Origin of the sequence: Caballeronia sp. LjRoot29 (assembly GCF_964252755.1) — a bacterium.
GTDB lineage: Bacteria > Pseudomonadota > Gammaproteobacteria > Burkholderiales > Burkholderiaceae > Caballeronia.
The window spans coordinates 140,442-153,715 of the sequence record NZ_CAXUPU020000004.1 but is presented as its reverse complement, the minus strand read 5'-3'; the positions used below and the strand labels follow the sequence as shown (position 1 = coordinate 153,715).

Genomic DNA, 13,274 nt, shown 5'->3' with positions numbered 1-13,274 from the left:
GCGATGCTTATATCGCCGAAGCAGAATTGATTATAGGGGGGCGACTTGCGGCATTCCGTGCGCTCAAGATCGGCCGCTCATTGCCTGCCAGTCACGGACCCGCTTATGCCGACTTTCGACCGGTAGTCTGCTACCAGTTGACTCTCAGTCCGGCCTCTTTGGCGCGATGCCGATCGTCGTCGTCCGCATGCAGGTATTCGCTGGTCCTCGAGATCGAGGTATGACCGAGGTTATCCCGCACGTATCGTAAATCGACTTGACCATCCATCATGCGAGAGCCCGTCGTGTGCCGCAGCCAATGAGCCGACGCCTGGCGCAATCGTTCCGTTGCGCGTTCATGTGCTTCGCCAGTTGATTGGAGATGGTCGATTGCGTTGTCGAACACCTGTTTGATGATCAGGTGCACGGCGCCGCGCGTAGCATTCGGTGTGTGCCACCGATCGGCAACAGCCGCGGTGTCGTTTCGCCGCCATAGGGCGGGGGAGCGAGACCGTAGTGTCGGCGATAGCGGGTCAGCTCCGCCATGAGTCAACGCATGCACGTTAAAGAAATGAGAGCCGGCCGACGGATGACGATAACGGGCCGTTTAGTGGTGATTGTATTGGCTGGGGGTTTCACTTAGTTCAATCGGCCGCTATGCGACCGGCACCGACCGTTCCCGTGCTCGAAGTTACTGCGCCAGAAGGACAGGTAAGCATCTTGATCGGGAGTCTGCATGTGAACGATTCCGGATTGCGTCAACCTGTTCGCAACGCAGGCTACGCAAAGAACAATATGTGAACTATCAAAAACGGAAATCGAGCGTGCAATGAACTATAACGTGTCGCTTCGAAATAACTGAAGGTCGACTCGGTCGCGGTGAAGTGCAAAGTCATCAGCCGGCTGGTGGCGTCGTCAATAAACACGAGTAAAGTGCACGCCGGTGCGCGTTCTTCAAACCACCGGTGATCGCTGCCGTCGATCTGGATCAGCTCGCCTAGGCACGAACGCCGGTTCCTCGGCTGGTGAATCTTGGGCGGACGCTGCTTGCGCGGAATCCATAGGCCCGCGTCAGTCATCAGGTGCCGGACGGTTTCCTTTGAAAGCGTCAAACCGTGGCATTCGCGCAGCTTCTCGCAGGCGAGCGTCGGGCCGAAATCGGCATAGCGGTCTCGAATCAAAATCAGCGCGCGGTACGCCGTTGCCTCATCGAGCTTGCGATTGCCCGGACGTCCTTGGGCAGCCGACCCAACGCCGGCCGCGCCAGCTTGTTTGTACCGAAGCACCAGTCGCTCGATCTGGCGCACGCTTAAGCCCAGCCGTTCTGCGGCACGACCGGGCTTGAGTCGCGCCTCGGCAACTGCTTCAATGACCTTTAACCGATCCAACTCACGCATCGACATCGTGATCGTCCCATTGGTGTTCATCGCCCACGCTCCACACGTGCTTGCCTGGCAATGAAACTACGCCCAAACCCGACATTTCTATTTAGCGGAAACGCGACATCTGAACTTGGGACCTACATTAAAAATGTTGATAATTTATCTTATGTAAAATTATGATCCAGCGCTTTCAACCGGCGGGCCCCTATCACTTGCTCGGCTGGTCATTTGGCGCGGTGGCCGCGCACGCTATGGCCGCTCGTCTGCAGCAACAGGGGCACACCGTCGCCCATCTCGGCCTTCTCGATGATTTCCGTCGGGGACTGAACCAGGCAACACCATCAACTTCGATGACCGCCGGGATCAGTTGCGCGAACAGATTCACACGCTTGGGCTGCAAAAAATCGGTATCGGTAGCGACCGGCAGCTTGACGCGGTCATCGACATTACAGTCAACAACACGCGTCTGATGTACGAGTACTCGCCAGCCGTCTTTCAAGAAAACGTCTCATTCTTTGAAGCAACAGAGCAAAAGCAGGACGGGCCACGGCAATGCCCCGAGCTATGGGCTCCTTACGTCTGCGGTGACATTCGCAATTGTCAGGTCACTGCAACCCACGGCGAGTTACTGGACGAGCCTCACGCTGCGCTCATTGGCCGGGTGATCACTAAAGCGATCACGGATCTCTGGAACAATGAAGTGGACGCCGTTTCCTGAACCGAAATGCTGCCGTAGCGTTGGAACTTCGTCTACACGACCCAAAGGAATGCATGAAATGTTAAAACGGCTCATCCATTGCAAGCAGCAGAGCACTGGCCGGCGGACGTCGAGGTATCGCATGTCACGATGCCGATGACGGAGATGGACATTGACAGCCCCGTTCTCGCTGATGCTGAGTTACGGCATGCCGCGCGTTAACGGCAATCAGCGGGCGGATATACCCGGGTACGTGGGATGTGTCGCTTTTAGCGACGTTGGAAGTTCAAGTCGTTTCGCAAAGGTCACCGGTCCGCGCAATGCCGGTGGTCACATGGGACGCCAAAACGGTCATGCGCTCCTTGGTCATCGAGCAGTTGGATCAGCGATATGAACCATCAACAGACCGACCACGCTCTCTGGCAGGTGACGGTGATGAAGCACTCCTTAACATCGACTTCCGGCGTATTTGATTAGCAAGTTGATGAAGTACGCCGCGCCTCCTTGTCCTGTTGCACCCGCATCGCGAGTTGCACAATGGGACGGCACGTCCAAGCGATCCGGATGTCAAGGCTCGCGCCCCTGGTGCTCGAGCCCGATCGGGCGCGAGCACAAAAACATCCGCCTTAAGCGCAATTTGGCGCTGGCGCCATGCCCTTGACAGCAGGAACGTGGAGTCTTCGTTCATCAACGACGGCGTCGGCTATCGGGCCATCGTCGATTGAGACGCGAGCGATGACGGCCTTTTCCGACCTCCGCGATCGATGAACCGCAGCCTTATCGCCGTCGGAAAAGCTTCACTCAACTATAGTTGAATGATCCGTTATCACATAGATTTGGAGTATCGCCGACGCGTGCCGAGCGGACACGCCGTGCATTGAAGGCGCGCCTTGCACGGCTGGCGATTCTATGGTTATACCTTGCGCTCCACCCTATCGGCCAGAATGACTATCTTTGAACATTGACAGGCCATCGTCGCTTCGTGCAAGCGTGTTTCCTGTGTCCCTGCAGAACGCCCTGAGCGAATGTTATGGCGAACGTCGACGGCCAATACGGGAAGCTGTCCGGCAGGCCGCGTCGCTGGCGCGACCCAAAACCCACACCGCCGTCACTACGGGTCAGCGGTGTGGGTGCCTGAAATATGACGTTCAGGCAACTTAATGCGCGTGCACGACCGGAAAGTCGATGTCCGTGTCCGCGACTACGTTGAGGTAATTCGTCCACACATTCAACGCAACGTGCTGAATGATCTCGATGATCTGTGCGTCGTCGTATCCAGCGGACTTGACTGCTTGCAAATCGGCATCCGATACACGGCCACGAGCCTCGGCGACCTGCTTCGCGAACTTCACTGCCGCATCCGCTTTCGGTTCGTTCGAACCGCCGCTACGATTCGCGGCGATTTCCGCATCGTCGAGTTTCGCGAGGTTCTTGGCCAGATACGTGTGAGCCGACAGGCAATAGTCGCAGCCATTGACTTCGGCGACGGCAAGCGCAATACGCTCGCGCGTCGGGGCCGCAAGCTTACCTTTTGCAAGCGCACCGGAAAGACTCAGGTAGCCTTCGAGCGCCGCCGGGCTGTTGGCGACAAGCCGGAACAGGTTGGGCACGACGCCCAACTGCTTGTTGACGGCCTCCAGAAGCGGCTGGGAAGCAGCAGGCGTATCGGCGATCGTGGCGGGCGTATGGAGACGGGACATGGCAATTTCCTGTGGAAGAAAGAACAGAGGTAACGACAGGGATAACGACAGGCCGAACGTTACGCGCTTCCAGTTCCGAAGAGAATCCAGCAATATCGGGAATCATCCTGCCAATATATGAGAGAGTCGAATGGACCGGCTTGAATCCATGTCTATTGTCGTCGCCGTTGTCGAGTCGGGCAGTCTTTCGGCTGCCTCGCGTCGGCTCGGCATGCCGCTGGCGACGCTCAGCCGCAAGGTGGCAGAACTCGAATCGCATCTGAAGACGCGCCTGCTTCACCGCACAACGCGACAGCTTTCGCTCACCGAAACCGGGCGGTCATACGTGGCCGCATGCCGGCGCATTCTCGAGGAAATTGAGGAAGCCGAGCGCGCGGCGACGGGTGAATACACGGTCCCCAAAGGCGATCTCGCCGTCACGGCGCCAGTGGTTTTCGGGCGCCTGCATGTCGTGCCCGTCGTTGCGGAATTTCTCGCCCAGTATCCTGAGATCGATATTCGCCTCGTACTCGCGGATCGCGTCGTGCATCTTATGGAGGAGCATGTCGACGTCGCGGTCCGGATTGGCCGTCTGCCGGATAGCGCGCTGGTTGCGACCGGCATTGGGGCAATCCGGCGTGTGGTCTGCGCGAGTCCGGCGTACCTGGATATCCATGGCGAGCCGGCAAAGCCCCGTGATCTCGCCAGCCAGCAATGCATCACGTTCGAAGGTCTTGAATCGGCTCGCGCGTGGCGATTCGGGTCAGGCAAAACAGAGCAAGCCGTACCCATTCATTCACGACTTGTCACCAACACGGCCGAGGCGGCGATCGAAGCTGCGATTCACGGCGCTGGACTGACACGGGTCCTGTACTACCAGGTCGCGGACCCCGTGCGCAGCAATGCACTTCGCGTGGTGCTCGACACCTTCGAACCCGCGCCGTTGCCGGTCAGTCTGCTGCATACGGGACAAGTGCCGCTACCGCTGAAGCTGCGTGCTTTCCTTGACTTTGTCACGCCGCGCCTGCGGGCTCGCATACCGCGCGAATTCGGTCATCTCACCGGGACTTGATGGCCCGCTACGAGTAAAGATGCGCTCAACTCATCGCGTGATATGCCGGGAGCATCCCTTGACCGATGGCAATAGCCAACGCGCCGTGAGCGTTGGATGTCGCATCAAGGACGGCTTTTGACACAGAAGGGGAGCCCCGAGACCCATAGGGCAAACTGCTGCCCTGTCAAGGCAGGCTCCCGTTCGGCGTGCTCGGTACCCCGCAGAAAAGTCATATCGCGAATATGGCGTAGAGGCATCCATTTCTCTCAATCCAACTGCCCGGGCGCCGATCGTAAAAGGCAACATTGCGAAGGAGGCGCGCGAGCCGTCGCATGCAATTTCAAATTTCAGCATTACTAACAGTCTTGCCATTCTTCGCGTAATTGCTGCGCCGCTTGAGACGCTTGAGCGTCACGTGCGCGGCGCAGGCCGAGACCCGGTTGACTACCGCAAACAGATTGCTGTCACGTCCTTGCGCGAGGGCGGCTGTCGCTCGGCCCAGGCTTACCTTCACCATGCAGTGCTTGTCCACGCCTCCGCGCGGACCGTTGTCATCCTTAAGATGAACAGCGACATGGGTTATGCGTCGTTTGAGACGCGCGAAGCTCTCCTCGACGCGCTGACGCACGTGCTCGCGAAAGATCTCCATCTCATTGCGGGAAAGTTGGATGCCGGATGTCTGAATGCTGATTTCCACAGGAATCTCCTAATCGATGGTGGCCGTTGACAGAAGCGATTTTAGGAAAAGGTCAGCGATCCGAATATTCGATTTTTATTTACAGTCTGTCAGCCCTATGACGGCGCTCGCGGCGCGCTCATTCCCTTCTCATTTTCGACCTATACGATGGACTCCAGTGATCAGCCGCCCGTATGTGCGGCGACGAATCGCTTTCGGCTGCAGCCTTCTTTGCGCGGCACCACTGTCCGGTATGAAAGAACGGTTGAAGAGCTTGTCGCCCGCGGCTACTCATCGATCTTGTTATGGAGCATTGAATGAATTTCAAGCATCTGTACTACTTCTGGATGACCGCTCGCATAGGAGGCATAAATCGGGCCGGAGTGCACCTGCACGTGACGCCGCAGACCCTGAGTGCACAGATCAAGCTGCTCCAGGAGCGGCTGGGCTGCGAGTTATTCGAGCGCAACGGCCGTAACATCCAGTTGACCGATGCGGGTCGCATCGCGGCTGATTACGCCGATCAGATATTTTCGCTCGGCTTTCAAATGCAAGACGCACTGCGGGAATTGCGCGCAACGCACCCAGTACCGGTTTCCCGTTGGGAATCGCCGGCAGGTTCGAACTGGACGCCTGGATCAGCAGGGCGCCCTTCGCCGGCGTCGGCGAATTGACGACCGGACGTTGATGACGTATTGAGTCGCGAGAGCAAGGCCCTCTCAACGGAGGAATCCAGCATCACGCGCATATACGTCGGAACCACGGTACGGCGCGTCTCGGCGAACGCAGCACGGCCGTCGCGTGACACGGTCCGGGTGGCCATTCTGATGCAGAGCGTCCCGTCCTACATGCCTAGCCGTCTCGAACGACCAGGCAGACCCGCGCCGCCATCAAACGATAGCCCCAAGGCGAGTTGCGACAAAGTCGAAACTTCGCTCGTCTCAACCACCCGAACCAAGCCCACGCGCGGCCGCCCTTAGCGCGTCCTCCAAAACCTTGACCAATGCCGGTCGCGATGCCCGGTGTGTAGTAAAGCCCGCAATCGATACGCCAGCGTCCCGCGAGTAATACACCGCGGTTCCCCAATAGCCCGTGTGCAAATAACATTCGCGCCCATCCACGCGCTTCACTAAAATTCCCAACCGATATTCTTCAGCGCCGTCATGCTCATCTTTGCGCAGCATTTCGGCGAGCGTGGCGGGGTTATCGAATACGCGATGCTCGAAAAGGTCCCGCTGAAACATAGCAAGATCACGGACCGACATGACGAGACCTCCACCACCATAAAGATCCAGCGTCGCGCTCAGATTAGTTACATCAGTGCCAGCGACGTCGTCGAGAAACTGGCGCGCTCGCGGTTGCGCTTGCGCAGGTTGTGGCTCGACCAGTTCCCACCATGTCGATGCCAGCCCGCGCTCATCAAGACGCAACTGATGCCGGACGCTATGAGCCAGCGGCGCTTGAGTCACACGCTCGACAATGTCGCCGAGCAACACGTATCCGGTATCGGAATACTCGTACCGTTGGCCAGGCTCGCCGGCCGGACCTGCGTATCGGCACGAAAGCTCGACTTGCTCCTCGCGGGTCCAATGATGCGTAGGGTCGGCGAGCACCGCCTCGAAATAGCGCGGGTCATCGGCGTGATCGTAGATGCCAGCGCTATGGTTCAACAGATGGCGAACCGTGATCTTGTCAGTGCGATATCCGCGCGACGTCAGCAAGCGTTCCAGTGTTGGCGCAAGCAACGAAGCGATGGGGGCATCGAGCGAAATAAGTCCCTGCTCCCAAAGCCGCAGCACCGTCGCGGCGACGAAAGTCTTGGTGTTGCTGGCAACGCGCATCGGCGTATCAGTGGTAAGCAATCGGGAAGTGGACGCGTCCGCTATTCCCGCCGCAACTCCCCATGGGTTCGGCACGTTTTTGCCCGCGACAAACACGGCCATCGCCGCGTGCTGCTGTAATGCCGCAGTCAAGACTTCAGGTGTTAGAAACTCCAATGCGGTCTCCAGATGATCGATGAAATTCCAGCGCGGCTTGGCGCTAGCACACCCCTGAAGATTACCGGGAAACGCGCGGCAAACGGATCGGCGAAAGCTGTTCATGCGGCATCGGCCTTCAAAATTCCTCCCGCCGACTCGCCGCCATCGACATAACTGGACATCTCTAACGCGAATGATTACCATTTGACATCCCGAGTCCGCAGGCGTCCGTCAACGAAAAGGGTGCAGAACAGGAGCCCTTTTCATGCACCAGCAAATCGTCAATCCTGCGGAAAACGCATCTTCTTCTGACCACGGATCAAATCTGTCCGTGTGGGAGAACGTAATGCGAGAAGCCGTGCGAACCTCTCGCGCTGCGCCAAGCAATGTCATGCTGAACACTTACCAGCAAGCGCTTGAAATTGCGTATCGATTGATCGGGCAACCGCCTCCAGGCCGAGCCGACGACTGCGTCGCCGCACTGGTCGTTTCACATCACAATCTAGCCGACGTACACGCTGAACAAGGCGATATCGACAGCGCCGCCGACCATCTTTGCCGCGCTCACGAGACCCTCATCCGCTCGTTTCTGGACGTTAGTCGGGACAGAAGCCTGCAACAAGCCGCATTGCGCCACAGCCGCGAAACACACTTCGCGTTGCTGAACCACGTCCGCGCGCATGGAGCGCATCCGCTCGCGACCCGCGCACTTGGCGCAGGTTGCCTTGCCTTGAGCACAGCCCACTCGACACCGCACTGATTCTCAAACACTCAAACTCACAAACCCAAACCGGAAAAGGAAACTCGCGATGCCCTACACGTTGCCCGCCTTGCCCTATTCTTTCGATGCACTCGAACCCCACATCGATGCCCGCACGATGGAGGTTCACCACACGAAGCATCACCAGACCTACGTCAACAATCTGAATGCAGCGGTGAAGGACACGGAGTACCAAGACGTGCCGGTTGAGTCGCTAGTGGCGCAAATCGATTCGCTGCCTGAACCACTGAAATTGCCGGTGCGCAATAACGGCGGCGGCCATGCGAATCACAGCTTGTTCTGGACGGTCATGTCGCCTCAGGGCGGCGGCGAACCCGATGGTGAACTCAAAGAAGCCATCGATGCGGATCTCGGCGGATTTGCGGCTTTCAAGGAGGCTTTTACCAAGGCGGCGTTGACGCGTTTTGGTAGCGGCTGGGCCTGGCTTTGTGTCGATAAGCAAGGCCGTCTGGTTGTCGAAAATACGGGCAACCAGGACAGCCCGTTAATGGCTGGATCGATGTCAGGCAACCACCCTATTCTCGGGCTGGATGTCTGGGAGCATGCGTACTATTTGAAGTATGAGAACCGCAGGCCTGAGTACATCGCCGCGTTCTATCACGTGATCCACTGGCCGGAAGTTGAGCGCCGTTACGCAGCCGCGCGTGCCTGAAGAATGGTGCGGGACGGTTGAAAGATCGTTGCGCGATCCGGCACACCACGGCTGCGGCCGCGCACTATTTGAAGGCCGGGCAACGCCGGAGAACACCCCGCTCGCTGCCCTGCTTAACCAATCGAACATCCGTCAAATTTTCAAAGCCTTTCCAACTGCTTGCGCGTCGTCATTGCTATTCCCAGCGGAATCGCAATGCCAACGACGATCCCCAGTACCGATCCAAACACCTGCGCGACACTTACCGGTGTAAGCGCCGACAGGCGAATAAATCCTGGCGATAACAGCGCAAGAACCGTTTCGAACGTCTGCGTCAGCATCATTACTCCTTGTTCATGCGGGCTTGAGCACCTTCTTGTGTTTGCTCGATGCCGGTTGCTTGAACATCGCCTTGCATTCAGGACTGAGTTGCTGAAGATGCGCCTTCATGCAGACGGTGATTTTCTGCTCGTTCGGAATTTCCGCCGCGCAGTAGTGAAGCGCGTCGCCTTTGCAGGCCGCGGTCTGCTCGTCGCGGGTCGCGGCAAACGCCGTGCTACCCATCAGAATTCCAAGTAAAGAAACAGCGGTGAAGACAAAACGGGACATAGGCGTGGACAAAAGGTAGCGATATTGCTTGCTCAGCAAATCGCGCGCCAGCCCCTGTTGCCAGGTGCCTGGGCAGGGATTTGAGTACCTGACGACGCTTGACCGGATGACAGCCGGCTGGTACTCGCACTGCGGCTCACCATCCATCCTCGAACATTCGGCCGTGTCGCCTCCCGGACAGTGCGCACAGTACGCAACTATTGTGTCAACATGCGCGACTTCATTTCTTTCGCGACACGCGGCATCTCTTTCATGGCTTCGAGCAACGCGCATCACGCGACCGGTTGGGCAGCAGGTTTAATCGCTGCCGCGGTCGTCAGCAAGGCCGGCGCGGCCGGTCCGTATCACCTCTGGGGCGTACTGAGTTTTTGTGCGGGCGTGTTTGGCGGCACTGCGCCGGACTGGCTCGAAGTGGCATGGTGGACGCGGGCGCGAAGGTTATGGATCACGCATCGCACGCTCACGCATTGGGGTGTCGGCTGGTTCGCGTTGCTCGGAGTTTCATACCATTTTCTCGGCGTTCATCCATGGGCTGCCGTCAGTTTCGGCTTTGCCTGCGGCGGCTTGATGCATCTCTTCGCCGACTGGCCCAATCCGCTGGGCGTACCCTGGCTCGTCTCGCGACACTCCCTGAACTGGTGGAACAGCGGTCGATGCGACGCGTTGATCGTCGGCGCGGCATGGATCGCGGCGGCCGTGGCGGTAGACCATGTCTGGTTTCATAGCGTGGTCGGCCTCAGGCTGCTTCACGCGCTCTGATAGCCGGACAAACGCGCGATAAAAGAGCATACCGACGCCATCGACCTTTCGTCCGCACATGATCGGATCAACGGAATTTCATAACTTAGCCACGGCCAACGCCCTTTCTGACCACTTTGTTTCTATCGGAAAAGCGACGCAAAACCTGTGCATTCCGCTCGCCGGCCAATGTCGACTGTCACGTCGAACAATAGCCGCGAAGCACCTGAAGGCCCTGCCCCATGGTTCATTGCTTGCCATCTGCGTGGATCGGGTCGATTGTTGCGGCGCAATAAAACATCCGTACCGCGTTTGAGCAATTAATTTTCGTTGGTGATTATCGGCGCCAGTCGTCCGGGCAACACGCCGTCATAAGGCGCGTGTCCAGACGATCCCTTCAACGGACGGAGACACGCACTTGTTCCTATACGGCTACGGTCCACTGCTGCTGGCGGGCGCGAAACAGACGATTGCGCTCGCGGTCCTGTCTCTCGCGGTATCCATCCTGCTTGGGCTCGCCGGTGCAAGCGCGAAGCTATCGGCCAATCGCGTCACGCGCGGCATTGCCACAGCCTACACCACGCTGATTCGCGCGGTGCCCGACCTGGTCCTGATGCTGCTGCTTTTCTACAGCATCCAGATCGCGATCAACAACCTGACCGATGCGCTGGGCCTGGATCAATTCGATATTGATCCCTTCACGGCCGGCGTCCTTACGCTCGGGTTTATCTACGGCGCCTACTTCACCGAAACGTTTCGCGGCGCATTTCTCGCGGTGCCGCGCGGCCAGCTGGAAGCCGGCAGCGCCTACGGCATGAGCGGTGCGCGGGTGTTCGTGCGCATCCTGTTTCCGCAGATGATGCGCTTCGCGCTGCCGGGGATCGGCAACAACTGGCAAGTGATGATCAAGGCGACGGCGCTAGTGTCGATCATTGGTCTCGCCGATATCGTCAAGGCCGCGCAAGACGCCGGCAAGAGCACCTACAAGATGTTTTTCTTCATCATGGTTGCAGCGGCGGCCTATCTCGTCATCACGACTGTCTCGAACATCGTCCTGTTGTATCTCGAACGCCGCTATTCGACGGGCGTGCGGCACGCCGACCTCTAAGCTGCCTCGGCTACTTCTCAGCTACTTCTCTCAGCGACGTCTCAGCAAACAGGGAAACGCGACCGATCATGATCCAGATACTTGCCGATTACTGGCGCCCGTTTCTTTACTCCGACGGCATGCGCGCCTCGGGACTTGTCGTCACTTTGTGGCTGTTGGCGAGCTCGCTTGCACTCGGTTTTATCGCGGCGGTTCCGCTTGCGTGCGCGCGCGTATCGAAGAACCGATGGCTCGCCACGCCGGTAGGCCTTTACACTTACGTGTTTCGCGGCACGCCGCTCTACGTGCAGTTACTGCTGCTCTACACGGGTGTGTATGGTCTCGAGTTCGTGCGCTCGCAGTCGCTGCTCGAAGCCTTCTTTCGCAGCGGTTTCAACTGCGCGATTTTGGCCTTCGCGCTCAATACCTGCGCGTACACCACCGAGATTTTCGCCGGGGCGATCCGCTCGACTCCATACGGTGAAGTGGAAGCCGCGCGCGCGTATGGCATGAGTACTTTCACGGTGTATCGGCGCGTGATCCTGCCGTCGGCGCTGCGGCGCGCGTTGCCGCTGTACAGCAACGAAGTGATCCTTATGCTGCACGCTACGACGGTCGCCTTCACCGCCACCGTCCCGGACATCCTGAAGGTCGCACGCGATGCCAATTCGGCCACGTATCAATCGTTCGAATCGTTCGGCTTTGCGGCGCTGATCTACCTGGCGGTGTCGTTTGTGTTGATCGGCGCGTTCCGGCGGGCGGAAAAGCGCTGGCTTGGATATCTGGGCACGAGCCGGCGTTAGGGGTTTGCATTGCAGGTCGGTGCTTGAGGTCATCGTTTAAAATCCGCCAGCTAGAGCGTTATGCTGGTTTGGATTGCAGTTCAGTCAACTATCCCGGGAGTATGAGTTGGAGCCAACAGCCAAAGATGCTGCGACAAAGCTGGTCGCGCAAGACATTCACAAGCGCTACGGCGACAATGAGGTGCTCAAGGGCGTGTCGCTTTCCGCGCGAGCCGGCGACGTCATCAGCATTATCGGCGCGAGTGGTTCGGGCAAGAGTACGTTCTTGCGATGCATCAACTTCCTTGAGCGGCCGAACGCGGGGCAGATCGAGGTGGATGGCGAGACGGTGCAAGTCAAGGCCGATCGCGCGGGCAACTATGAGGTGGCTGATCGCAAGCAGTTGCAGCGTGTGCGCACGAAGCTGGCGATGGTGTTCCAGCATTTCAATTTGTGGTCGCATATGACCGCCATTGAAAATGTGATGGAAGCGCCGCGGCATGTGCTGGGTCTATCGAAGAAAGAGGCGGAAGAGCGGGCACGGATGTACCTTGAGAAGGTGGGTCTCGCGCCTCGCATCGAGAAGCAATATCCTTCGCATATGTCGGGTGGGCAGCAGCAGCGTGTGGCGATTGCGCGTGCGCTGGCGATGCATCCGGATGTGATGCTGTTCGATGAACCTACTTCGGCGCTGGATCCGGAGCTGGTTGGTGAAGTGCTGAAGGTGATGCAGAAGCTTGCTGAAGAGGGTCGCACGATGATTGTCGTTACGCACGAGATGGGTTTTGCGCGCAATGTTTCGAATCATGTGATGTTCTTGCATCAAGGGCGCACTGAGGAGGAAGGTGCGCCGGGGGAGGTGCTCAGTGCGCCGAGGAGTGAGAGGTTGCGGCAGTTTCTTTCTGGAAGTTTGAAGTGAGTCGTTGGCACTTGGGGATAGGGGGCGGGGATTTTGGGTTGGCGGTCGAGGGATGCCGGGATGCTAGGTTCTTGCGTTAGCGGTCAGGGTCATTGCCGGGTTGCTGCTTTCCAGGTCTTCGCGCGTTTTACGTTAGCGGATTTCTTTATCACTATTAGCCACTGCGCGTGGCGGCGCGTCATTTCTTGGTCCTTAGCGACAAAGAAACGAAGCAAAGAAAGCGCTTTCACCGCTCTACCCTAAGTGTCCACAGCGTGCAGTTTTCATTCATGGGTGCCCCA

15 protein-coding genes and 2 pseudogenes are annotated in these 13,274 nt (G+C 58.3%); 10 read left to right on the top strand and 7 right to left on the bottom strand.

The features are described from left to right. Positions 1 to 130: 130 nt before the first annotated feature. Together ACSQ83_RS06490 and ACSQ83_RS06485 are read right to left on the bottom strand one after the other, a co-directional pair. Positions 131 to 406 (bottom strand): tyrosine-type recombinase/integrase, encoded by a 276-nt coding sequence (locus tag ACSQ83_RS06490; RefSeq protein ID WP_436227562.1) that lies wholly within the window; start codon positions 404 to 406, stop codon positions 131 to 133. A 391-nt stretch (positions 407 to 797) separates the two neighbouring features. Continuing rightward, positions 798 to 1,406: pseudogene (locus ACSQ83_RS06485) on the bottom strand (helix-turn-helix domain-containing protein); the annotation flags it as partial. Between the two features lie 131 nt (positions 1,407 to 1,537). Between ACSQ83_RS06485 and ACSQ83_RS06480 the strand changes: the two are divergent. Continuing rightward, positions 1,538 to 1,831, top strand: a complete 294-nt coding sequence (locus tag ACSQ83_RS06480; RefSeq protein ID WP_436227561.1) for a thioesterase domain-containing protein — start codon at positions 1,538 to 1,540, stop codon at positions 1,829 to 1,831. Continuing rightward, positions 1,729 to 2,079, top strand: a complete 351-nt coding sequence (locus ACSQ83_RS06475; protein WP_436227694.1) for a hypothetical protein — start codon at positions 1,729 to 1,731, stop codon at positions 2,077 to 2,079. Before ACSQ83_RS06480 ends, ACSQ83_RS06475 begins: the two co-directional genes overlap by 103 nt. 1,136 nt (positions 2,080 to 3,215) lie before the next feature. Here the strand turns inward: ACSQ83_RS06475 and ACSQ83_RS06470 are convergent. Next, entirely contained in the window at positions 3,216 to 3,758 is a 543-nt protein-coding gene (locus ACSQ83_RS06470; protein ID WP_414952926.1) for a carboxymuconolactone decarboxylase family protein, read from the bottom strand. A gap of 130 nt (positions 3,759 to 3,888) precedes the next feature. On the opposite strand from ACSQ83_RS06470, the gene ACSQ83_RS06465 reads away from it, so the two are divergent. After that, on the top strand, positions 3,889 to 4,809 hold the full coding sequence (locus ACSQ83_RS06465) for a LysR family transcriptional regulator (protein WP_436227560.1): 921 nt from the start codon (positions 3,889 to 3,891) through the stop codon (positions 4,807 to 4,809). Between the two features lie 322 nt (positions 4,810 to 5,131). On the opposite strand, the gene ACSQ83_RS06460 is transcribed toward ACSQ83_RS06465, so the two are convergent. Continuing rightward, on the bottom strand, positions 5,132 to 5,488 hold the full coding sequence (locus tag ACSQ83_RS06460) for an HPF/RaiA family ribosome-associated protein (RefSeq protein WP_436227559.1): 357 nt from the start codon (positions 5,486 to 5,488) through the stop codon (positions 5,132 to 5,134). Between the two features lie 296 nt (positions 5,489 to 5,784). On the opposite strand from ACSQ83_RS06460, the pseudogene ACSQ83_RS06455 reads away from it, so the two are divergent. Beyond that, positions 5,785 to 6,036: pseudogene (locus tag ACSQ83_RS06455) on the top strand (LysR family transcriptional regulator); the annotation flags it as partial. Positions 6,037 to 6,408: 372 nt separating this feature from the next. Here the strand turns inward: ACSQ83_RS06455 and ACSQ83_RS06450 are convergent. Then, entirely contained in the window at positions 6,409 to 7,569 is a 1,161-nt protein-coding gene (locus tag ACSQ83_RS06450; RefSeq protein WP_436227558.1) for a serine hydrolase domain-containing protein, read from the bottom strand. A gap of 268 nt (positions 7,570 to 7,837) precedes the next feature. Between ACSQ83_RS06450 and ACSQ83_RS06445 the strand changes: the two genes are divergently transcribed. Both ACSQ83_RS06445 and ACSQ83_RS06440 read left to right on the top strand, forming a co-directional pair. Then, positions 7,838 to 8,206: a hypothetical protein gene (locus ACSQ83_RS06445; RefSeq protein WP_436227557.1), complete on the top strand. Its 369-nt coding sequence runs from the start codon at positions 7,838 to 7,840 to the stop codon at positions 8,204 to 8,206. A gap of 49 nt (positions 8,207 to 8,255) precedes the next feature. Further along, on the top strand, positions 8,256 to 8,879 hold the full coding sequence (locus ACSQ83_RS06440; protein ID WP_436227556.1) for a superoxide dismutase: 624 nt from the start codon (positions 8,256 to 8,258) through the stop codon (positions 8,877 to 8,879). 140 nt (positions 8,880 to 9,019) lie between these two features. Here ACSQ83_RS06440 and ACSQ83_RS06435 read toward each other — a convergent pair whose 3' ends face one another. After that, a complete protein-coding gene (locus ACSQ83_RS06435) occupies positions 9,020 to 9,202 on the bottom strand; it encodes a hypothetical protein (protein ID WP_414952920.1) in 183 nt (60 codons plus the stop codon). Positions 9,203 to 9,212: 10 nt separating this feature from the next. Beyond that, positions 9,213 to 9,614, bottom strand: a complete 402-nt coding sequence (locus ACSQ83_RS06430) for a hypothetical protein (RefSeq protein WP_436227555.1) — start codon at positions 9,612 to 9,614, stop codon at positions 9,213 to 9,215. Positions 9,615 to 9,719: 105 nt separating this feature from the next. Here ACSQ83_RS06430 and ACSQ83_RS06425 point away from each other — a divergent pair, with 105 nt between their 5' ends. The 4 genes from ACSQ83_RS06425 to ACSQ83_RS06410 all read left to right on the top strand — a co-directional run bounded on the left by ACSQ83_RS06425 (position 9,720) and on the right by ACSQ83_RS06410 (position 12,993). Further along, positions 9,720 to 10,226: a metal-dependent hydrolase gene (locus ACSQ83_RS06425; RefSeq protein ID WP_436227554.1), complete on the top strand. Its 507-nt coding sequence runs from the start codon at positions 9,720 to 9,722 to the stop codon at positions 10,224 to 10,226. 397 nt (positions 10,227 to 10,623) lie between these two features. Next, entirely contained in the window at positions 10,624 to 11,313 is a 690-nt protein-coding gene (locus ACSQ83_RS06420; RefSeq protein ID WP_414952917.1) for an ABC transporter permease, read from the top strand. A 68-nt stretch (positions 11,314 to 11,381) separates the two neighbouring features. Further along, a complete protein-coding gene (locus tag ACSQ83_RS06415; RefSeq protein WP_436227553.1) occupies positions 11,382 to 12,095 on the top strand; it encodes an ABC transporter permease in 714 nt (237 codons plus the stop codon). Between the two features lie 106 nt (positions 12,096 to 12,201). Further along, positions 12,202 to 12,993 (top strand): ABC transporter ATP-binding protein, encoded by a 792-nt coding sequence (locus ACSQ83_RS06410; RefSeq protein WP_414952915.1) that lies wholly within the window; start codon positions 12,202 to 12,204, stop codon positions 12,991 to 12,993. Positions 12,994 to 13,274: the final 281 nt, after the last annotated feature.

Bases quoted from the DNA above. Each gene is read 5' to 3' on its own strand.
- ACSQ83_RS06465 (WP_436227560.1), top strand. From the start codon at position 3,889: ATGGACCGGCTTGAATCCATGTCTATTGTCGTCGCCGTTGTCGAGTCG.
- ACSQ83_RS06470 (WP_414952926.1), bottom strand. From the start codon at position 3,758: ATGTCCCGTCTCCATACGCCCGCCACGATCGCCGATACGCCTGCTGCT.
- ACSQ83_RS06450 (WP_436227558.1), bottom strand. From the start codon at position 7,569: ATGAACAGCTTTCGCCGATCCGTTTGCCGCGCGTTTCCCGGTAATCTT.
- ACSQ83_RS06445 (WP_436227557.1), top strand. From the start codon at position 7,838: ATGCTGAACACTTACCAGCAAGCGCTTGAAATTGCGTATCGATTGATC.
- ACSQ83_RS06435 (WP_414952920.1), bottom strand. From the start codon at position 9,202: ATGATGCTGACGCAGACGTTCGAAACGGTTCTTGCGCTGTTATCGCCA.
- ACSQ83_RS06425 (WP_436227554.1), top strand. From the start codon at position 9,720: ATGGCTTCGAGCAACGCGCATCACGCGACCGGTTGGGCAGCAGGTTTA.
- ACSQ83_RS06480 (WP_436227561.1), top strand. From the start codon at position 1,538: ATGATCCAGCGCTTTCAACCGGCGGGCCCCTATCACTTGCTCGGCTGG.
- ACSQ83_RS06415 (WP_436227553.1), top strand. From the start codon at position 11,382: ATGATCCAGATACTTGCCGATTACTGGCGCCCGTTTCTTTACTCCGAC.
- ACSQ83_RS06440 (WP_436227556.1), top strand. From the start codon at position 8,256: ATGCCCTACACGTTGCCCGCCTTGCCCTATTCTTTCGATGCACTCGAA.
- ACSQ83_RS06430 (WP_436227555.1), bottom strand. From the start codon at position 9,614: ATGGATGGTGAGCCGCAGTGCGAGTACCAGCCGGCTGTCATCCGGTCA.